The 18237-nt window shown below is 70.0% G+C and carries 19 protein-coding genes; 12 read left to right on the top strand and 7 right to left on the bottom strand.

The window, feature by feature from the left end; translation table 11 throughout:
- Window positions 1-51 precede the first annotated feature (51 nt).
- Genes VGJ24_RS11345 through rsgA form a run of 3 tightly spaced genes read left to right on the top strand, consistent with a single transcriptional unit; the run spans window position 52 to window position 2883 of the window.
- Window positions 52-582, top strand: coding sequence for a DoxX family protein (locus VGJ24_RS11345; protein ID WP_331500697.1), 531 nt, complete (start codon window positions 52-54; stop codon window positions 580-582).
- A 34-nt stretch (window positions 583-616) separates the two neighbouring features.
- Window positions 617-1897: a 3-phosphoshikimate 1-carboxyvinyltransferase gene (gene aroA, locus VGJ24_RS11340; protein ID WP_331500696.1), complete on the top strand. Its 1281-nt coding sequence runs from the start codon at window positions 617-619 to the stop codon at window positions 1895-1897.
- Window positions 1894-2883, top strand: a complete 990-nt coding sequence (gene rsgA, locus VGJ24_RS11335; protein ID WP_331500695.1) for a ribosome small subunit-dependent GTPase A — start codon at window positions 1894-1896, stop codon at window positions 2881-2883. Before aroA ends, rsgA begins: the two co-directional genes overlap by 4 nt.
- Window positions 2884-2897: 14 nt before the next feature.
- Here the strand turns inward: rsgA and VGJ24_RS11330 are convergent, their stop codons facing one another.
- A complete protein-coding gene (locus VGJ24_RS11330) occupies window positions 2898-3374 on the bottom strand; it encodes a DUF2231 domain-containing protein (protein WP_331500694.1) in 477 nt (158 codons plus the stop codon).
- A 70-nt stretch (window positions 3375-3444) separates the two neighbouring features.
- Here VGJ24_RS11330 and hisN point away from each other — a divergent pair, with 70 nt between their 5' ends.
- Window positions 3445-4335, top strand: a complete 891-nt coding sequence (hisN, locus tag VGJ24_RS11325) for a histidinol-phosphatase (RefSeq protein ID WP_331500693.1) — start codon at window positions 3445-3447, stop codon at window positions 4333-4335.
- A gap of 36 nt (window positions 4336-4371) precedes the next feature.
- Window positions 4372-4803 (top strand): CBS domain-containing protein, encoded by a 432-nt coding sequence (locus tag VGJ24_RS11320; RefSeq protein WP_331500692.1) that lies wholly within the window; start codon window positions 4372-4374, stop codon window positions 4801-4803.
- 9 nt (window positions 4804-4812) lie between these two features.
- Here VGJ24_RS11320 and VGJ24_RS11315 read toward each other — a convergent pair whose 3' ends face one another.
- Complete coding sequence (locus tag VGJ24_RS11315; RefSeq protein ID WP_331500691.1) at window positions 4813-4986, bottom strand: hypothetical protein; 174 nt, start codon at window positions 4984-4986, stop codon at window positions 4813-4815.
- Window positions 4987-5049: 63 nt separating this feature from the next.
- Between VGJ24_RS11315 and VGJ24_RS11310 the strand changes: the two genes are divergently transcribed.
- A complete protein-coding gene (locus VGJ24_RS11310; RefSeq protein ID WP_331500690.1) occupies window positions 5050-5418 on the top strand; it encodes an FKBP-type peptidyl-prolyl cis-trans isomerase in 369 nt (122 codons plus the stop codon).
- A 51-nt stretch (window positions 5419-5469) separates the two neighbouring features.
- The gene (locus VGJ24_RS11305; protein WP_331500689.1) at window positions 5470-5964 is read left to right on the top strand and encodes a heavy metal-responsive transcriptional regulator; all 495 of its coding nucleotides are present in this window, start codon (window positions 5470-5472) and stop codon (window positions 5962-5964) included.
- 31 nt (window positions 5965-5995) lie between these two features.
- Here the strand turns inward: VGJ24_RS11305 and VGJ24_RS11300 are convergent, their stop codons facing one another.
- Window positions 5996-6229 carry an RNA-binding S4 domain-containing protein gene (locus tag VGJ24_RS11300; protein ID WP_414691058.1) on the bottom strand — a complete coding sequence of 78 codons (234 nt, stop codon included), beginning with the start codon at window positions 6227-6229 and terminating at the stop codon, window positions 5996-5998.
- Window positions 6229-7512, bottom strand: a complete 1284-nt coding sequence (locus tag VGJ24_RS11295) for a DUF445 domain-containing protein (protein ID WP_331500688.1) — start codon at window positions 7510-7512, stop codon at window positions 6229-6231. The genes VGJ24_RS11300 and VGJ24_RS11295 overlap by 1 nt, the downstream gene beginning before the upstream one ends.
- A gap of 42 nt (window positions 7513-7554) precedes the next feature.
- Between VGJ24_RS11295 and VGJ24_RS11290 the strand changes: the two genes are divergently transcribed.
- The 3 genes from VGJ24_RS11290 (at window position 7555) to VGJ24_RS11280 (ending at window position 11627) form a co-directional block, all read left to right on the top strand.
- Entirely contained in the window at window positions 7555-7953 is a 399-nt protein-coding gene (locus VGJ24_RS11290) for an adenylyltransferase/cytidyltransferase family protein (RefSeq protein WP_331500687.1), read from the top strand.
- A gap of 96 nt (window positions 7954-8049) precedes the next feature.
- Window positions 8050-9588, top strand: coding sequence for an MXAN_6640 family putative metalloprotease (locus VGJ24_RS11285; protein WP_331500686.1), 1539 nt, complete (start codon window positions 8050-8052; stop codon window positions 9586-9588).
- Between the two features lie 269 nt (window positions 9589-9857).
- The gene (locus tag VGJ24_RS11280) at window positions 9858-11627 is read left to right on the top strand and encodes an ABC transporter substrate-binding protein (protein ID WP_331500685.1); all 1770 of its coding nucleotides are present in this window, start codon (window positions 9858-9860) and stop codon (window positions 11625-11627) included.
- 136 nt (window positions 11628-11763) lie between these two features.
- Here the strand turns inward: VGJ24_RS11280 and VGJ24_RS11275 are convergent, their stop codons facing one another.
- A complete protein-coding gene (locus tag VGJ24_RS11275; RefSeq protein ID WP_331500684.1) occupies window positions 11764-12165 on the bottom strand; it encodes a VOC family protein in 402 nt (133 codons plus the stop codon).
- A 116-nt stretch (window positions 12166-12281) separates the two neighbouring features.
- Between VGJ24_RS11275 and VGJ24_RS11270 the strand changes: the two genes are divergently transcribed.
- Entirely contained in the window at window positions 12282-13292 is a 1011-nt protein-coding gene (locus VGJ24_RS11270) for an ABC transporter permease (protein WP_331500683.1), read from the top strand.
- A gap of 71 nt (window positions 13293-13363) precedes the next feature.
- On the opposite strand, the gene VGJ24_RS11265 is transcribed toward VGJ24_RS11270, so the two are convergent.
- Window positions 13364-14959, bottom strand: coding sequence for an HD domain-containing phosphohydrolase (locus tag VGJ24_RS11265; RefSeq protein WP_331500682.1), 1596 nt, complete (start codon window positions 14957-14959; stop codon window positions 13364-13366).
- 130 nt (window positions 14960-15089) lie between these two features.
- On the opposite strand from VGJ24_RS11265, the gene VGJ24_RS11260 reads away from it, so the two are divergent.
- Complete coding sequence (locus tag VGJ24_RS11260; RefSeq protein ID WP_331500680.1) at window positions 15090-16685, top strand: hypothetical protein; 1596 nt, start codon at window positions 15090-15092, stop codon at window positions 16683-16685.
- Window positions 16686-16692: 7 nt separating this feature from the next.
- Here the strand turns inward: VGJ24_RS11260 and VGJ24_RS11255 are convergent, their stop codons facing one another.
- A complete protein-coding gene (locus VGJ24_RS11255) occupies window positions 16693-18138 on the bottom strand; it encodes an LCP family protein (RefSeq protein ID WP_331500679.1) in 1446 nt (481 codons plus the stop codon).
- Window positions 18139-18237 lie beyond the last annotated feature (99 nt).

The raw sequence follows: 18237 nt of genomic DNA, 5'->3' as shown, positions 1-18237 counted from the left end.
ACTCCTGGCCCTGGGAGTCATAGCGCGACTCGGATCGGGTAAGAAGGTCACATGACCGTGATCCGGCTGATCGCCCGCCCCATGCTTGCCTCCATGTTCGTGGTGGGTGGGATCGACTCCCTCACCCATGCGTCGGCCAAGGTGTCGAAGGCGGAGAAGGTCACCGACCGGGTGCCCACCCTCGCGGACAAGATCGCCCCCGGCCTGCCGGTGCCGACCGACCCCGCGACGCTCGTGCGGATCAATGGGGCCGTGCAGATATTGGCCGGGCTCACGCTGGCGACGGGGCGGATGCCGCGGCTCTCCGCGCTGGTGCTGGCTGCCTCGCTGGCCCCCACGACGTACGCCGGTCACCCGTTCTGGGAGGAGAAGGACAAGGCCGCCCGGGCGGCCCAGCGGACCCAGTTCTTCAAGAACGCCTCGATCATGGGCGGACTCCTGCTGGCGAGCGTCGACACCGCCGGCAAGCCCGGGGTCGCCTGGCGGGCCCGCCGTGCGGCGCACGACGTACGCCGTGAGGCCCGGCAGCTGGCCAAGCAGGCACACGCCGAGGCCCGGGTCGCCAAGGCCCACCTGAGCTGACCTCGCGTTCGCGGCTGCTCGGTACGCTGCGCCGGTGACCAGCGCGCCGCCGACGACCGAGCCGTGGGCCGCGCCGCATGCCCGCGGACCGGTGCAGGCGGCGGTCTCGCTGCCCGGGAGCAAGTCGCTGACCAACCGCGCCCTGGTGCTCGCGGCGCTGGCCGAAGGCCCCTCGGTCGTACGTCGCGCGCTGCGGTCCCGGGACACCCTGCTGATGGCCGGAGCGCTCACCGCTCTCGGTGCCCGGGTCGAGACGGCCACCGACGACTGGACGGTCGAGCCCGCCCCGCTCGTCGGCGGTGGGTCGGTGGACTGCGGCCTCGCCGGGACCGTGACCAGGTTCGTCCCGCCGGTGGCCGGACTGGCGGACGGACCGGTCGCCTTCGACGGCGACCCGGGCATGCGAACCCGCCCGGTCGGAGAGGTGCTGACCGCGCTGCGCGCTCTCGGCGTCCGGATCGACGGCGACCGTCTGCCGTTCACCGTCCACGGCACGGGCAGCCTGCGCGGCGGCCGGGTAGTGCTCGACGCCTCCGGGTCCAGCCAGTTCGTCTCGGCCCTCCTCCTGGCCGGCGCGCGCTTCGAGGAGGGCCTGGACCTCCTGCACGACGGCAAGGCATTGCCGTCCCAGCCCCACATCGACATGACGGTCGCGATGCTGCGCGGGCACGGCGTCGAGGTCGACGACGGCGAGCCCGCGCGGTGGCGGGTGGCGCCCGGGCCGATCCTTGCGGTCGACCAGTCGATCGAGCCCGACCTGTCGAACGCCGCCGCGTTCCTGGCCCTGGCGGCGACCACCGGGGGCCGGGTCACGGTCCGCGACTGGCCGGCGCAGACCACCCAGGCCGGCGACGCGATCCGCGACCTGCTCGGTCGGATGGGCTGCAGCGTCTTGCGCGACGAGCTCGGACTGACGGTCACCGGGTCCGATCGGATCAAGGGCATCGACGTCGACCTCCACGAGGTCGGGGAGCTGACCCCGGTGGTCGCTGCGCTCTGCGCCCTGGCCGACGGACCGTCGTACCTCCGGGGGATCGCGCACATCCGCGGGCACGAGACCGACCGGATCGCGGCTCTGGCCACCGAGCTTCGTGGGCTGGGCGCGGACGTGACGGAGCTAGCCGACGGCCTCGAGCTGCGCCCGGCGACGTTGCACGGGGGGCTGTTCCGGAGCTACGCAGACCACCGGATGGCCCATGCCGCGGCCGTCCTGGGCTCGGCGGTCGAGGGCGTGCGGGTCGACGACGTGGCGGCAACGAGCAAGACGTTCCCCGACTTCCCCGCGGTCTGGTCGGCCCTGCTGGACGCCCGATGAGCGGCCGGTACGACGAGAACGACCACGAGCACTACGAGCGCCCGCGCCGTCACACCCGCCCACGCACCAAGGAACGACCGCGGTACGACGACGCCGTCGACGGGGTGGTCACGACGGTCGACCGCGGGCGGCTCACGCTCCAGGTCGACGGGGTCACCGTGTGGGCGGTCAAGGCACGGCCGCTGGGCCGTAAGGGCGTCGTCGTCGGCGACCGGGTGCGGGTCGTGGGCGACGTCTCCGGCGTCGACGGCGCCCTGGCCCGGATCGTCGAGGTGCAGGACCGGGCGACCGTGCTCCGCCGTACCGCCGACGACGACGACCCGGTCGAGCGGGTCGTGGTCGCGAACGCCGATCAGCTCGTCGTCGTCACGGCCCTTGCCGATCCGGAGCCCCGGCCACGGCTGATCGACCGGGCGCTGGTGGCGGCGTACGACGCGGGCATGAAGCCGCTCCTGTGCCTGACCAAGTCCGACCTGGCCGACCCCGAGACGCTGCTGGTGACCTACCGCTCGCTCGGCGTGCCCTGGGTGGTGACCCAGCGCGGTGCCGACCTGACCGAGCTGCGCGAGCGACTCGCCGAGCGGACGAGCGTGCTGATCGGGCACAGCGGGGTCGGGAAGTCGACCCTGGTGAACGCGCTGGTGCCGGACGCCGACCGGGAGATCGGACAGGTGAACGCGGTGACCGGACGCGGGCGGCACACCTCGACCTCGGCGATCATGCTGGCCCTGCCGGACAACGACGGGTGGATCATCGACACACCCGGGATCCGGTCGTTCGGGCTCGCGCACGTGCGGCCCGAGGACCTGATCGAGGCGTTCCCCGACCTCGACGAGATGACCGAGGACTGTCCGCGCGGGTGTACCCACGGGGCCGACGAGCCCGAGTGCGGACTGGACGAGGCGGTCGCCCGGGGCGAGGCGGACCCGGAGCGGGTCGAGTCGTTCCGTCGGCTGCTCGAGGCGCGGTCGGGTCCGGAGTACTGAACGGGTGCGGCGGGTCAGCCGCCCCAGACGGTCTTCGCGCCGGAGTCGCCGGTCAGGAAGACGCAGACCAGGACGGTGATCGCGCCGGCCACGAGGAGCAACTGGATCGCCCAGGCGACGACGCCGGTGCGCCCGTCCCGGGTCTTGCCGTCGGCGGAGACCGGCGACGGCCCGCCGAGCTGCCAGGCGGCGAGGGCGGTCGGGACCAGGAACGCCAGCATGACCCAGCGCAGGAACCGGCCCCGCGCGGCGTGGGTCGCCAGCTCGGGGAGCGTCTGCAGGTGCCGCTGGTTCTCCAGGTCCTGACCGGACCGGACGGCGATGATCCCCGCGAGGGCGGCGATCACCGCGCTGGCCACGAGCGGCCAGCGGAGCCACCAGCGCCATTGCGGGACCGCGGCGTACAGGATGCCGACGATGCCGGCGAGCGGGGCGAAGACCACCACGACGTGGATGATGAGGGGGTGCAGCGGGAGACCGTTGAACTCCATGCCCTAGATATACGCCATCAGGCACGGTTCGGTTCGGGGCCGTCCGGTGGGATCGGTTTAGCCTGTGCCCATGCCGCCAGGTCAACCAGCGCCCGACTACACCGACGACCTCCGCCTCGCTCACGTGCTGGCCGACGACGCGGACTCCATCACCACCTCCCGCTTCAAGGCGCTCGACCTGCACGTGATGAACAAGCCCGACCTGACGCCGGTCACCGACGCGGACCAGGCCGTCGAGGAGTCGATCCGACGCACGCTCTCGCGGGCCCGGTCGCGCGACGCGATCACCGGTGAGGAGCAGGGCAGCTCCGGGCACAGCCAGCGGCGCTGGGTGATCGATCCGATCGACGGCACCAAGAACTTCGTCCGCGGGGTCCCGGTGTGGGCCACCCTGGTCGCGCTGGCCGTCGACGACGAGGTGGTGCTGTCGGTGGTCTCGGCGCCCCAGCTCCAGCGGCGCTGGTGGGCGTCGTCCGGCAATGGCGCCTGGACCGGGCGCTCGCTGCTCAAGGCGGTCCGCTGCACCGTGTCCGACGTTCGCCGTCTGGAGGACGCCTCGCTGTCGTACTCCTCCCTGCACGGCTGGGACGAGCGCGGCCGGCTCGAGGACTTCCTCTCGCTGATGCGTCGCTGCTGGCGCACCCGGGCGTACGGCGACTTCTGGTCCTACATGATGCTCGCCGAAGGGGCCGTCGACATCGCCACCGAGCCCGAGCTCCAGGTCTACGACATGGCGGCGCTCGACGTGATCGTCCGCGAGGCCGGCGGGACGTTCACCTCCCTGGACGGCACCCCCGGGCCGTTCGGCGGCAGCTCGCTGGCCACCAACGGTCACCTCCACGACGCGGTGCTGTCGTTCCTCGGCTCCCTGCCCGATGGCGACCACGACCCCGACTCACCGCCGCGCGAGCCCGGCTCGGTCCATGAGCTGCACTCGCGACGCACCCGCGAAGAGGACTAGCCTGGGGTAGAACCGAGCGACTCCCGAGGAGTGGTCATGCGGATCAGCGACGTTCTCTCGAGCAAGCCCAGCGGCCAGGTCGTCACCATCTCTCCGGACGCCACGGTGCGAGACCTGCTCGCACTCTTGGCCGAGCACAACATCGGTGCGGTCGTGGTCAGTAACGATGGTCGCGCGGTGGACGGCATCGTGAGCGAGCGCGACGTCGTACGTCGGCTCCACCAGGACGATGCCGTCCTCGACGGGTCCGTGAGCTCGATCATGACCAGCGACGTGCGCACGTGTGAGCCGCACACGTCGGTCGACGATCTCCGCGTGATGATGACCGAACGCCGGATCCGGCACGTGCCGGTGGTGTCCGACGGCTCCTTGACCGGGATCATCAGCATCGGCGACGTCGTGAAGTCGTCGCTGGACCAGCTGCAGTTCGAGCGGGACCAGCTCGACAGCTACGTGCACCAGACCTGAGGCACGGGGTCAGGCCCAGCGGGTCCACATCTCGTCGCGAGAAGGGGGCTGGCAGTCGTCACAGGTGCAAGGGCTCGGGAGCTGGGCCGCCTCGGGATGTTCCTCGGCCAGACCGCGGGTGTCCGGCTCGCTGTGACCCGACTCGGTGGTCGGGGTGGGGAGCTTCTGCATCGTCGCCGGCATACGTCCACGCTAGGGGCGACCACCGACAGTCCCGGTCCGGATCGGGGCCCGTAAGGTCACGGTATGGACAAGCCCGAGATCGACTTCCCCGACGGCGCGCCGCCCGACGACCTCGAGATCACCGACCTCGTCGACGGCGACGGTCCGGAGGCCACCTCCGGCGCCACGGTGAAGGTGCACTACGTCGGCGTCGCCCACTCGACCGGCGAGGAGTTCGACGCGTCGTACAACCGGGGTGCTCCGCTCGAGTTCCGCCTCGGCATCGGCCAGGTCATCCAGGGCTGGGACAAAGGGGTGGAGGGCATGCGGGTCGGGGGTCGGCGCCGGCTGGTGATCCCGCCGCACCTGGCGTACGGCGACCGCGGCGCGGGTGCGGTGATCAAGCCCGGCGAGACGCTGATCTTCGTCTGCGACCTGGTCGACGTCGACTGAATCCAGAACGCCCTTGACCTTGGAGTCGGGTCCAGGGTTTAGCGTCGTGGTGTGACGACGACGTACACGGTCTCCCAGCTGGCCGCCGAGGTCGGCAGCAGCCCCGACACGCTGCGCTACTACGAGAAGGTCGGCCTGCTCCCGGCGCCCAGGCGGACGCCGGCGGGCTACCGGCAGTACGACGACGGCGCGCGCGACCGGATGGCGTTCATCCGTGGCGCGCAGCGACTCGGACTGACCCTGGCCGACGTCCGCGACCTGCTCGCGGTGCGTGACACCGGCGACTGCCCGTGCGAGCCGGCCGAGCAGCACCTGACGAGGCGGCTGGCTGAGGTCGATGCCGAGATCACGCGACTCGAGGCGCTGCGCGACCAGATGCGGGCGATGTTGGCCGGGATCGCGGCCGGCACCTGCCCCGACCCGGACCCCGACACCACCTGGTGCGCCTGCGGAAAGGAGGTGAGCGGCATGGCCGACGAGAGCCACGACTGCCCGTGCGGTCCCGACTGTCAGTGCACGCCCGGCTGCGGCTGCGGCTGCTGCTGAGCCGGGCCGACCTCCCGAGGGCCCCGGGAGGTCACCCGCCGGTCGAGCGCATCGACACCACGGCCCGGCGGCCGGCGCACTCCACGACGTCGCCGGAGAGCAGCTGCCGTCCGCGCCGCGTCTCGACGTCGCCGTTCACCCGGACCAGTCCCTGGGCGATCAGGCCCTTCGCGTCGGCGCCGGTGTCGACCATGTCGGCCAGCTTGAGGAACTGGCCGAGCCGGATCGACTCGTCGCGCACGATCACCACCACTGCCTCGCTCATCACCGCACCACCACCGTCACCGCATGGATCACCAGTCCCACCAGACCTCCCACGATCGTGCCGTTGATCCGGATGAACTGCAGGTCTCGACCTACGTGCAGCTCGATCCGTCGTGCCGCCTCGCGACCGTCCCACCGCTCGACGGTGTGGGTGATCACGGCCGTGAGCTCGGCTCCGTAACGCTCGACCGCGAACACCGACAGGTCCGCGGCGGCGCCGTCGAGACGCCCCCGCAGCTCCGCATCCTCTCGCAGCCGGACGCCGAACGCCGTCAGCTCGCGCGCCAGGCGATCCCGCACCGCGCCGTCCGGGTCGAGCAGCGACGCCTGCAGGGCGCGCCGGAGCGCGTTCCACAGCGCGATGCTGGACTGCACCACCTGAGGATGGTCGAGCACCCGGTCCTTGAGACGCTCGGTGCGCTCGCGGGTCTCGGGGTCGTGCTGCAGGTCCTCGGCGAGCCGCGTCAGCATCGAGTCGAAGGCGAGCCGCGCACGATGGGCCGGATCGGCGCGGATCTCGGCGAGCCAGGTGACCAGCTCGGCGGTGACCCGGCGGGTCACCGCGTCGTTGAGGCGGGGCGGCGCCCACCACGGCGCCCGCTGCTCCAGCACCTCGGCCACCGTGTCCGGATGCTCGAGCAGCCACCCGTGCAGCTCGTCGAGGGCCAGGTCGACGACCCCCTCGTGCACACCGTCGCGCACCACCTCGGCCAGCAGCCCACCGGCCAGGGGTGCCAGCGGCTCCTCGCGGAACCGCGGGATCAGCGCCTCGGTGACCAGGTCGGAGACGTGCTCGTCGCGCACCTTGCCCAGTCCGATCGAGGCGACCTCCGAGACCTCGTCGACCACGCGGCGTACGTGCTCGGGGTCGGCCAGCCAGGCGCCGACGCGCTCCGAGATCGCCGCCGACGCGACGCGTTCGCGGATGACGCCCTCCTGGAGGAAGTTCTCGCCGACGAACTCCTCGAGGCTCCGGCCGAGGTCGTCCTTGCGCTTCGGGATGAGCGCGGTGTGCGGGATCGGCAGCCCGAGCGGGTGCTTGAAGATCGCGGTCACCGCGAACCAGTCCGCGATGGCACCGACCATCGACGCTTCGGCCCCTGCGTTCACGAAGCCGAGCACGCCGTCCTCACCCAGCGTCACGAGGTACACGACGGCCGCCAGCAGGAGCAGACAGACCGCCAGCGTCCGCATCTGGCGCAGCCCGCGTCGCCGTCGGGCGTCGGCGGCCGGGTCGGGTGTGATCATCGCGATCGGGGCCGGAGGCGTCATGGTCGTGGTCATCGGGTCGATTCTCCTCGATCGCGTGATGCCACAATGCGCCCCATGCCGCGCACCGTGATCACCTTCGGCACTTTCGACGTCTTCCACGTCGGGCACCTGCGCGTGATCGAGCGCGCCGCCTCGCTCGGTGACCGCCTCGTGGTCGGGGTGTCCGCGGACGCCCTCAACCTGCGCAAGAAGGGCCGCGAGCCGGTCTTCAGCGAGTCGGAGCGACTGGAGATCGTCGCGGCCCTGCGGATGGTCGACGAGGTGTTCGTGGAGGAGAGCCTGGAGCTCAAGCGCGAGTACCTCGAGCGGTACGCCGCCGACGTACTGGTGATGGGCGACGACTGGCGCGGGAAGTTCGACGAGTTCGGTGACATCTGCGAGGTCGTCTACCTCCCGCGTACGCCGGCCATCTCGACCACCGCGTTGATCGAGAAGATCTCCTCCACGGGCTGACTCGCCTCGCCGTCCGAGATCCTCGGTTTAGGGTGGACGGGTCTCGGGGCGACCTCCCGCTGACCCGACCCACGTCACCTCCAGGGAGCCTCACTCATGCGCCGTACCGTCGCCGCCGTGGTGGTGGCCCTCAGCACGGCCCTGTCCCTCTCGGCATCGCCGGGGACCGCCCTGGCCGGCTCGACCGGCACTCCGAACGCCGTGGACGGGTCCACGACCACCTCGGCGCGCGCTCTGGCGGTCCGGGCGCTGCACACCGCCACGCAGGTGCTGGCCGGTCGGGCGACCCGCACCGACCCTTCGATGGCGCTGCTCCGGCTCCGGCTCACCATGCACGCCCTGACGCCCGCCGACCGTCGCCACGCCGTCGCGATCCTGGCCCGACCGACCGACCACCCCGACCTCTACGGGCAGACCTACCGGGTCAAGGCCAAGAAGAAGTGCGCCGGCCACATCTGCATCCACTGGGTGCCGACGAGCCGCGACGCCCCGCCGAGCAGGACGTGGGTCGACAAGCAGCTCACGATGCTGAACAACGTCTGGACGTTCGAGGTGAAGAAGCTCGGCTACCGCCGCCCCGTCTCCGACGGCACCCGCGGTGGCGGCTCGGGGAAGTTCGACGTCTACCTCAAGGAGCTGTACCACCAGGGTCTGTACGGCCTGACCGTGGCGGAGCAGCGCACGTCGTCCAACAACCGCCTCTACTCGTCGTACCTGCTGATCGACAACGACTTCAAGCGGTCTCAGTTCCACGCCGACCCGATGCAGGTCGCGCGGGTCACCGCGGCCCATGAGTTCTTCCACGCCACCCAGTACGGGTACGACGCGGGCGAGGACCCGTGGCTGATGGAGTCGACCGCGACCTGGATGGAGGACCAGTTCGACGACTCCAGCAACGACAACCGGCAGTACCTCCCCTGGAGCCAGCTGCGCAAGCCGGGGACGCCGCTGGACACCTTCACCAACGGCGGCTTCGAGCAATACGGCAACTGGGTCTTCTTCGAGTACCTCAGCGAGCGCTACGGACGCCGGATCGTCAGGTCGGTCTGGAAGCATGCCGCCGCCTTCGGCCGCGGCGGGCACCAGTTCTCGGCCGAGGCGATCCACTCCGCACTGCACAGCCACGGCGGGATGACGACGGTGTTCGGGAGGTACGCCAGCGGGAACACCGTGCCCCGCCGCGCGTATGCCGAGGGCAAGGCGTACCCGGCCGCGGGGTCGGCTCGGCAGGTGACACTCACGCGGGCATCGCCCCGGACACCCTGGACGACGTACGCCGTGCGGCACCTGGCATCGGTCAACCTCAGGGCCACTCCGGGTGCCGACCTGTCCGGCCCGAGGTGGCGGCTACGGCTGACGGTGGACGGCCCTCAGCGGGCGACGAGTCCGGCCGTGGTCGTGCTGGTCACGCGGAAGCACCACCCGGCGACCCGGATGATCGTCCACTTGACCAAGCAGGGGCGCGGGAAGGTCTCGGTGCCGTTCAGCCGCGCCGGCACGCGCGTCGTCACGGTCACGCTGGTCAACGCGTCCACGACGTTCACCTGCCACACGAACGGCGGCTACTCCTGCAACGGGACGTCGAAGGCCCCGCACCCGTCGTTCGCGGTGAAGCTGGTCGCCTACAAACGCTGACTCGTCGGGCGCGATGAGTGGCGTCCGGAGCGGACCGCGGCGCGATTCGTGACAATTCCGAGATCTGGCCGTGACCGGTTCTTTATCCGTGACCTTTCTGTGACATTTCGCAGTCGATATCCATTCGTTATCCACCTGATATTGGACGGCGATGAAGGGCTGGTTCTCTTGCATGCGGGGCCGATGGCCGCGCCGACCGCGCGCGCCCGCCCCGGTGCACCGCTCGGCGAGTCGTCGCCGGGTCGAACATTCAGCGAAAGGCTGAGTACATGAGACTGAAGATTCCGTTGGTCGCCCTGTCCTCGGTGGGGCTCCTCGCTCTCGCCGCGTGCGGCGGAAGCGGCGGTAGCTCGACGCCGGAGGGCGCCCCGTCGAACTTCCACCCCGGCGCAACCGGCAACAACCAGGATGCGAGCGCCAAGGGTCCGGTGACGATCGCCGGTGCTCAGAAGGGCGGCATCGTCACGGTGCTGACCCAACCGGGTGTGCAGACGACCATCGACCCCAGCGAGATCTACTACGTCGACACCTCGTCCATCATGAGTGGTCTGGTCACCCGGTCGTTGACGCAGTACAAGTACGACCCCTCGACCAAGCAGATGATCCTGGTGCCCGACCTGGCCACCGACCTGGGTCAGCACAACGACAACTTCACCAAGTGGACGTTCAAGATCCGCCCCGGGGTGAAGTGGCAGAACGGCAAGCCGGTCACCGCCCAGGACGTCGCCTGGGGCATGACGCGGTGCATGGACGCCGCGACGTTCCCGACCGGCCCCTGCCAGTACTACTCGAACGTGTACTTCAAGGGCGGCGCGGCCTACAAGGGCCCCTACACCTCGGGCCAGAAGACCTTCAAGGGCATCAAGGTCAGCGGCGACACGATCACCATCTCGATGGCCAAGCCCTTCCCGGACATGCCGTACTGGGGCACGTTCCCGGCCAACGGCCCGATCCCGGCCGGCAAGGTCTCGGACCCCAAGACCTACAAGAACAAGCCCTGGTCGACCGGTCCGTACATGATCAAGAGCTTCAACCCGGGCAAGGAGCTGGTGCTGGAGAAGAACCCGTACTGGAGCGCCTCGACCGACCCGGCTCGCACGCAGTACCCCGACGGGTATGACTTCAAGCTCCAGCAGCCGTCGGAGAAGATCGACCAGATCATGCTCGCCGACAGTGGCTCTGGGCAGACCACGCTGACCTACGACGACCTGCTCGCCCCTGACTTCCAGCAGATGAAGCAGAAGGCGCCGGACCGTCTGACGCTGGGTGGCTCGCCGTGCACCTACTACTGGGCGCCCGACAACCGGAAGATCACCAACAAGAAGGTGCGCGAGGCTCTCTCGTGGGCCTACCCCTACAAGAACGCGATCCTCGCTGCGGGTCTGATCCCGAACGTGAACGCGATCGCGTCGACCAACCTGATGCCTCCTGGCGTCCCGGGACGTACGGCGTACAACGTGACCGGTCGCCAGGGGTTCAACTCCGACCCGGCCAAGTCCAAGGCGCTGCTGAAGTCGGCGAACGCCATGGGTTACGAGATCAAGTTCCTGTTCCGCACCGACGACCCGATCTCGGTGAAGACGAAGGACGCTCTCGTCAAGGGCCTCACCGAGGGGGGCTTCAAGGCCACCCCGGTGCCGACCACGACGGCGAACTACCCCGCAGCACGTGACAACACGTCCGAGGACATCAACGTCCGCTCGGCCGGTTGGTGCTCGGACTGGCCGTCCGGCTCCACCTGGATGCCGCCCGTGCTCGGGTCGACCAACCCGGACAAGAGCCACTCGTTCGGGGCCAACTACGCGGCGTTCAGCAACAAGGCCGCCGACAACCAGATGGACGCCATCCAGACGTTGCCTCTGGAGAAGCAGGCGGACGCGTGGAACGCGCTCGACAAGCAGATCGCGACGAAGTACTTCCCGCTGTTCACCACCTACTACACCGGCATCGCCCAGGCCCACGGGTCGAAGATCAACGGCGACAACGATGACAACACGCTCGGCATGCCGACGTGGAAGGACATCTGGGTCTCCCAGTGATCTGCGGTGTCTGAGCAGCACAGATAAACCCACCCCAGGACGGCGGGGTACGGAATTTCCGTACCCCGCCGTCTGCCTGCCCGAACGCGCTCGGAGAAGGCATTTTCTCAGCTATTTATCAGACACATTTCAGCGGCTATTTCGCGGCGTTTTCCGCTCGGTGTGAGCCCGCGGTCCGTTCGAAACCGACCAGGCCGAGGAGGTTGTCCTCGGAGTCGGTGACGAAGGCCTGCCACTCGGTCGTGCCGGCCGGTCCGAGGGCGTCGTCCTCGTGGGTGAAGATCGCGTGCGGCTCGGAGACGATCTCCGCGCGCCCGCGCAGGGCGTCCACGGCACGCCGTACGTCGGGGACCTCGAGGTAGAGCATCGAGGATGGAGCGTTGCCGTCGAGGAGCAGCCGGACGCCCTCGAGGTCGAAGAACAACAAGCCGGGCGGGTCGAACCGGCCGCTGGGCTCTGCTCCCAGGAGCTCGGAGTAGAACGCCGCGGCGCGGTCGAGGTCGGTGGCTCTCAGGGCCACCTGGACGAGTCTGGACATCGGGCCTCCTCGGTCCGAACATGCTGGCACCACCCGCGCGATCGTGACCACCTCGGCCGTACGTCGTAGCCTGGCGCGGGCTCCGCACGGCGGGGCGAGGGCCGAAGGGAGGCTCGATGACGGGGTTCATCGTGCGTCGGATCTTCAGCTCGCTCCTGGTCGTCGTGCTGACGTCGATATTCGTGTTCGTGCTGTTCTTCAAGGGGCTCGGCGACACCCCCGCGGTGAACTACTGCGACCAGCTCCACAACGGCCAGTGCTCCCCCCAGACGCTGGCCGCGATCAAGCACCAGATGGGCTTCGACAAGTCGGTGGTCGCCAACTACGGCATCTGGGCCAAGGGCGTGTTCGTGGGCCGCACGAGGGTCTACGTCGACGGGAAGTACTACGACTGCCCGGCACCCTGTCTCGGCATCTCGATCATGACCGGAAACACGGTCTGGCACGACCTCAAGCAGAAGTACCCCGCGACCGTCACCGTCGCCGTCGGTGGGGCCACGATCTACTTGACGTGCGGCGTCGTCATGGGTGCCTTCGCCGCCCGATGGCGCGGCACCGTCATCGACCGGGCGCTGGTCGGTAGCTCGCTGGTGGTGTCGGCGATCCCGGACTACCTGATCATCTTGACGGCGTGGCTGTTCTTCTCGCTGCGATGGCAGGTCTTCCCGAACGTCGGCTACTACCCGATCACGGAGAACCCGCTGAAGACGATCAGCTGGATGATGTTGCCCTGGCTCGTCCTCGCCGTCACCAGCCTGACCGACTACGCCCGGTTCACGCGGGGGCAGGTGGTCGAGACCCTCGGTGAGGACTTCATCCGCACCGCGCGCGCCAAGGGCGTCCGGCCGGCCAAGGTGCTCTTCCGGCACGCGCTGCGCGCCGCCATCGTCCCGGTGATCACGATCTTCGGGCTGGACTTCGCCGGCCTGTTGTCCGGCACGATCTTCATCGAGCAGATCTTCGGGATCGACGGCATCGGCCACTGGGGCCTGCAGGCACTGACCACCCCGATCGACCTCAACGTGATCAGCACGACCGTGCTGGTCGGGGCGATCCTGGTGGTGGTGGCCAACCTCGTGGTCGACATCGTCTACGGGTTCCTCGATCCGCGCGTCACGGTCGCCTGACCCCGGATCAGAGATCCAAGAGCCTGTCGTCGCGGGCGAGATACGCGTCGAGCGCTGACGAGGCCCTCAGCTCATGAGTCGAACTCCCCATCCTCGACAACGGACATCAGCCCGTAACGGACGGCGAGCAGGCTCGCCCGCGCCCGATTGGAGACGCCGAGCTTGGTGTAGACGTGGTCGACGTGGTTGTCGACGGTGCGCCGCGAGATGGTCAGCCGCTCGGCGATCCGGCGGTTGGACAGACCCCGTGCCAGCAGGCGAAGGACCTCGACCTCGCGCGTCGTCAGCCCGGCCGGCCAGTCCTTGCGACGTCGTACGGCGTGCCCGGCCGCGGTCAGCACCGCGTCGGCCGCCTCCCCGTCGACGCGCCCGGCCCGCACCTCCTCGCGCAGCCACGCTGCCGCGTCGACCGGTGCGAAGGCCGATCGGTGCGGGCGCACCTCGAGCTTGCCGTGGTAGGCGTCGGCGGCCGCCAGCACCCGACCGGAGACGGTCAGCGCATCGCCCCGGAGCCCACGGGGGTAGCCGGAGCCGTCGAGCCGCTCGTGGTGCTGCACTCCGATCTCGCCCAGGGCCGCGAGCACGGGGCAGGAGGCCAGCATCCGTTCGGTGAGGTACGGATGGAGGCGCACCCGCTCGGTCTCGGAGGCGGTCAGCGCCCCGGGCTTGTCCCACACCCCGTTGGAGACCCCGAGCCGGCCGAGGTCGTGGAGAAGGGCGGCGCGACGGAGCCGGCGCACCTCCACGCTTGCGAGACCCAGCGCCTCACCGGCGCCGGAGGCGAGGTCCGCGACGCCGCGCGAGTGGCCGAGGGTGTAGGGCGACTTGATGTCGATGAAGTCGGCGAAGGCCGTCAGTGCCAGGTCGAGCTCACCGTCGGTGAGCGTGCGCTCCAGGCCGGGCTCACCGGCGATCACGGCGTCCCACGTGGTCGCGTCGTCGAGGTCGCGGAAGAGGTGGTCCACGTCCCGCGCGACGAGATCGACGAGCTCCGGGTCGAACTGGGTTCCCGAGCGCAGTCGGGCCACCTCGACGGCGCGCTGGGCGCCCTCGCTGCGGTGGTACACCTCGAGGACGTCGGCCAGGTTGACGATCCGTGACGTCAGGCAGATCTCGTCGCCACGCGCGCCGTACGGCGATCCCTTGCCGTCCCACCGCTCGAAGGTCTGCATCACCGTCGTCCGCACGCCGTCGTCGAGCCCGACCGCCTCGGCCAACCGATCGGCCGCGAACCAGTGGTTCGCCAGCATCTCCCCCATGTCGCGCCGCCCGTGTCCCGTGAAGGCGACGACCGTCCGCGCCCGCTCTCCCAGGGAGCGTCCGCGCCCGAGGTGGGCGCTCAGCATCGACACCACCGGGCGCGCGCCGTACAGGTCGTAGTGCCGGAAGCCGTCCTTGAGCGCCAGATCGTCCCCGAACCACTTGGCCTGCTCGTAGGCGTCGATGTGACAGCCGACCCAGGCGATCAGGGAGCCGAAGTAGAGGTCGGTCCGCTCTGCCTCACCCAGCCCGACCCGGTCACCGAGCCGCAACGCGATCAGGCACTGGCGCATGGCGTGCTCCATCGGCTGCCCCATGCCGAGGTCTGCCCCGAGCGACAACACCGCCAGCAGCTCGGCCAGTCGTACGCCGGAGGGCCGGTCCGGGTGCGACGACGCGGTCGCCATGGGCCGAGTGTAGGGGCGCGTACGGCGAGCGCACGGTGTGCGCACGGTGTGCCCACCGGTCGATCGGTAGCATCGAACGTCCCGGGATCGCCCCGGGACGACATCGATCCGGGAGTCGCTTCCACCGCGCATGCAGGCAGCCCAGGCACCAGCCCAGATCGTGCTCCGCCGCCTCCTCCGGGTCGGGGTCGTCCTGCTGTTCGTCAGTGTCCCGTTCGCGTTCGCGTTCGTCGCGCTCCGCTACGCGCCACCGGCGCACATCGAGATCGCGGGCCAGCCGGTCGCGGTGAAGCCGGTACTGGGCCAGGACACCAGCCGGCTGCAGGGCGGCGCGCTGATCCGGCCCGAGCACGCCCACGTCGGCCTCCTCGGCACGAACGTGGGCGTGGACGTCAGCGCTGACTGGAACCGGCTGATCCCCAGCGACAAGCAGACCCGGCAGTACCTGATCGCGCTGTGGGACGACCCGCAGCCGGAGATCCAACGCATCAAGGACGCCGCGCGTGGCTATGTCGTGACCTGGAGCCTGATCGGTTTCCTGTCCGGTGCCCTCGTGTCCGGCGGCGTGGCCGTGCTGCTGCGCGAACGCCGGCGCCGGCTGGCCGGCTACACCCCGGAGGAGCGCGACCTCGTCACCTCGTACAACCGGCGACTGCGGGTTGGTCTGGTGGCTGCCGGCGTCGCGGGCGCCCTCGTGCTCGACGCCGTCGGGCTCGCGACGTACCTCCATCGCGACCACCACGTCGTCGTCAGCAACCCGCTCTTCGCCGGCACCACCCTCGAGGGCACGGAGGTGAACGGCCTGATGGAGGAGGTGCTTCCGTTCCTGTCCATCCTCCGGCCGCGCGACACGTTCTACGACACGGTGGCGCGCAACCTCGAGGAGGCCCTCGACAACCGCGACGACCTGCGTCCGCACGGCGACAGCATGACGTTCGTCCTGGCCGAGGACTTCGAGGACGTCAACGGCATGGCCCGACAGGTCGGCCTCGCGGCGAAGCTCGTGGACGCGGACTTCATTGCGCTCAGTGGTGACCTCACGTTCGCCGGGAAGCCCATCGAGAGCTACATCATCGACACCGTCGACTACTACTCCGAGGACCGGCCGGTCTACTTCGCGCCGGGTCTTCACGACACCGAGGCGATCGTTCACGCCGCCGAGGAGCGGGGGTGGCACGTCGCGGACGGCCGTACGCGGACGATCGGCGGACTCACGATGCTCGCCGCCCCCGACCCGCGCGTCTCCCTGGTCGGTGACTTCGGTATCGGTGACGTGCTGCGCGACCCGGACGTCGACCTCGACAAGTTCATCAGTGACACCACGTCCGAGGCGTGCGCGACCCGACCCGACTTCGTCCTGCTCCACGACCACATCCTCGGACAGGAGATCGCGGCGTCCGGCTGTCAACGGGTGGCGGTGCTCGACGGCCGCTCGTACCAGTTCCTGGGACCGCGGCGCATTGCCACGACGGACGGCGGACATGCCTACGAGCTCACCAACGGCAGCGCTGGCGGGCACGTCAGCACCGACCCCGACCCGGGCAACATCCAGCACCCGGCGCGGTTCGTGATCCTCACGTACTCACCGACCCACCGGCGCATCGGCTACGCGGTGGTGACCGTGTTCCCGGACGCCTCGGTCACGGTCACCTCGCGGATCCCGCTGCACACGCCGTACGCCGCGGCGCCCGACGCCGGCTCGGCCGGCGCCGCCGACGGTCGGTGAACGACGCTCAGTAGGACTGGCCCGGGTTGTAGGCGCAGGCGTCCTGGTCGACCTGGGTCGGGGACTCCGCGTGGTGTCGGTGCCTGGCCGGTGGCGCGAGCGCCTGCTGCACGACCTGGTGCATGTAGTCGAAGTCGGGTGCGCCCGGGTTGAACGTGGTCGACGAGCGGAAGAGCACCGACCTCGCCTTGTGGTCCTTGGCCTTGAGAGCGAGCTGGACGAACGCCGGCAGCAGCTCCTTCGGGATGTCGGTGGTGACGACCCTGCCGCCCGCCGCGGCCAGGGCCTGGTACCGCCGGAGCAGGTTCACCGGGTTGGCCTCGTCGATGATCGCGTTCACCACGCAGCGCTGGCGTGACATCCGCTGGTAGTCGTCGGCGCCGTACCGACCCCGCGCGTACCAAAGAGCGTGGAAGCCGTCGAGGTGCTGGTCCGGGCCCGGCTCGATGTAACCGGTCGGCGGGATCCCCGCGTCGGTCTGGCCGTTGATCGCGACGGGGACGTTCACGTTCACCGTGATCCCGCCCATCGCGTCCACCAGCTGGCGGAAGCCGGTGAAGTCGACGAGCACGTAGTAGTCGACCGGCAGCCCGGTGGCGCCCTCGACCGCCTGCTTGATCGCGTCGGCGCCCTCGTCGGCGGACCTGCCGAGGATGTGTGGGTACAGGATCGGGATCTCGCGGTAGACCGCGTTCAGCATCCAGCTGCCCGGGTCGCCGGGACCGGTGAAGCCGTTCGGGTAGACGGTGTTCAGCGGGCTGTTCTCCGGGAACGGCACGTCCATCAGGTTGCGGGGCAGGCCGAAGGTCACCGTCCGGCCGGTGCGAGTGTCCAGCGAGGCCAGCATCATCGTGTCCGTCCGCGTGCCGTCCCGGTACGGCCCGGAGTCGCCGCCGAGCAGCAGCACGTTGACCCGGCTACGGCCGTTCCACGGGTCCTCGGGGGTCACGTCGGTCGGCCGGGTGGCCGTCTGGTTGTGCGTGAAGACCTCGTTCACGACGTGCGCCTGCGCGAACGCGTCGCGGACGACGAGCCCGACCGGCGCGACGACGACGAGGCAGAGGGCGCCCACCAGTGCGCTGCCCCCCATCAGGTGCCAGCGTGGCTCGGCCGGCCGCGGCCGGAGCACGACGAACGTGCCCACCACGACCGCCACCCAGAGCACCAGACAGACCGCGGTCTCGATGGCGGCGCGGGTCAGCCGTGACGGGCTGAAGGCGAGGTCGAGCGCGGCCGAGAGGTTGTGCGGGGCCTCCAGCCCGACCCAGACCACCCCGACGAGGCTGACCAGGAAGACCAGCGCGCCGAGCCGCTGTCGCCGGTTGTGCAGGAAACCGCTGCCGGGCACGGCCGCGGACAGCACCGTCCAGCCGAGCGCGTGCCAGACCGACGGGCACCGGTGGGGGCCGGCCCGACGGCGCCCGGGCTTGACGCCGTACGGCGGCATCGACATGCGTGGGCTCCTCGGGGGCGCGCGACCGAGACCTGCACCACCGGTTGGTGCAGCAGGGATATTGAACCGGATCGTGCCGACCGATGGGGAGCACGCCAC

The organism is Nocardioides sp. (assembly GCF_036493135.1).
Lineage (GTDB): Bacteria > Actinomycetota > Actinomycetes > Propionibacteriales > Nocardioidaceae > Nocardioides.
This window is presented reverse-complemented; position numbering and strand designations above follow the sequence as displayed.

Excerpts from the sequence above, each read along its gene's own strand:
- VGJ24_RS11345 (WP_331500697.1), top strand. The coding sequence starts at position 52 with ATGACCGTGATCCGGCTGATCGCCCGCCCCATGCTTGCCTCCATGTTC.
- rsgA (WP_331500695.1), top strand. The coding sequence starts at position 1,894 with ATGAGCGGCCGGTACGACGAGAACGACCACGAGCACTACGAGCGCCCG.
- VGJ24_RS11330 (WP_331500694.1), bottom strand. The coding sequence starts at position 3,374 with ATGGAGTTCAACGGTCTCCCGCTGCACCCCCTCATCATCCACGTCGTG.
- hisN (WP_331500693.1), top strand. The coding sequence starts at position 3,445 with ATGCCGCCAGGTCAACCAGCGCCCGACTACACCGACGACCTCCGCCTC.
- VGJ24_RS11320 (WP_331500692.1), top strand. The coding sequence starts at position 4,372 with ATGCGGATCAGCGACGTTCTCTCGAGCAAGCCCAGCGGCCAGGTCGTC.
- VGJ24_RS11315 (WP_331500691.1), bottom strand. The coding sequence starts at position 4,986 with ATGCCGGCGACGATGCAGAAGCTCCCCACCCCGACCACCGAGTCGGGT.
- VGJ24_RS11310 (WP_331500690.1), top strand. The coding sequence starts at position 5,050 with ATGGACAAGCCCGAGATCGACTTCCCCGACGGCGCGCCGCCCGACGAC.
- VGJ24_RS11300 (WP_414691058.1), bottom strand. The coding sequence starts at position 6,229 with ATGAGCGAGGCAGTGGTGGTGATCGTGCGCGACGAGTCGATCCGGCTC.
- VGJ24_RS11295 (WP_331500688.1), bottom strand. The coding sequence starts at position 7,512 with ATGACCACGACCATGACGCCTCCGGCCCCGATCGCGATGATCACACCC.
- VGJ24_RS11290 (WP_331500687.1), top strand. The coding sequence starts at position 7,555 with ATGCCGCGCACCGTGATCACCTTCGGCACTTTCGACGTCTTCCACGTC.
- VGJ24_RS11285 (WP_331500686.1), top strand. The coding sequence starts at position 8,050 with ATGCGCCGTACCGTCGCCGCCGTGGTGGTGGCCCTCAGCACGGCCCTG.
- VGJ24_RS11280 (WP_331500685.1), top strand. The coding sequence starts at position 9,858 with ATGAGACTGAAGATTCCGTTGGTCGCCCTGTCCTCGGTGGGGCTCCTC.
- VGJ24_RS11275 (WP_331500684.1), bottom strand. The coding sequence starts at position 12,165 with ATGTCCAGACTCGTCCAGGTGGCCCTGAGAGCCACCGACCTCGACCGC.
- VGJ24_RS11270 (WP_331500683.1), top strand. The coding sequence starts at position 12,282 with ATGACGGGGTTCATCGTGCGTCGGATCTTCAGCTCGCTCCTGGTCGTC.
- VGJ24_RS11265 (WP_331500682.1), bottom strand. The coding sequence starts at position 14,959 with ATGGCGACCGCGTCGTCGCACCCGGACCGGCCCTCCGGCGTACGACTG.
- VGJ24_RS11260 (WP_331500680.1), top strand. The coding sequence starts at position 15,090 with ATGCAGGCAGCCCAGGCACCAGCCCAGATCGTGCTCCGCCGCCTCCTC.
- VGJ24_RS11255 (WP_331500679.1), bottom strand. The coding sequence starts at position 18,138 with ATGTCGATGCCGCCGTACGGCGTCAAGCCCGGGCGCCGTCGGGCCGGC.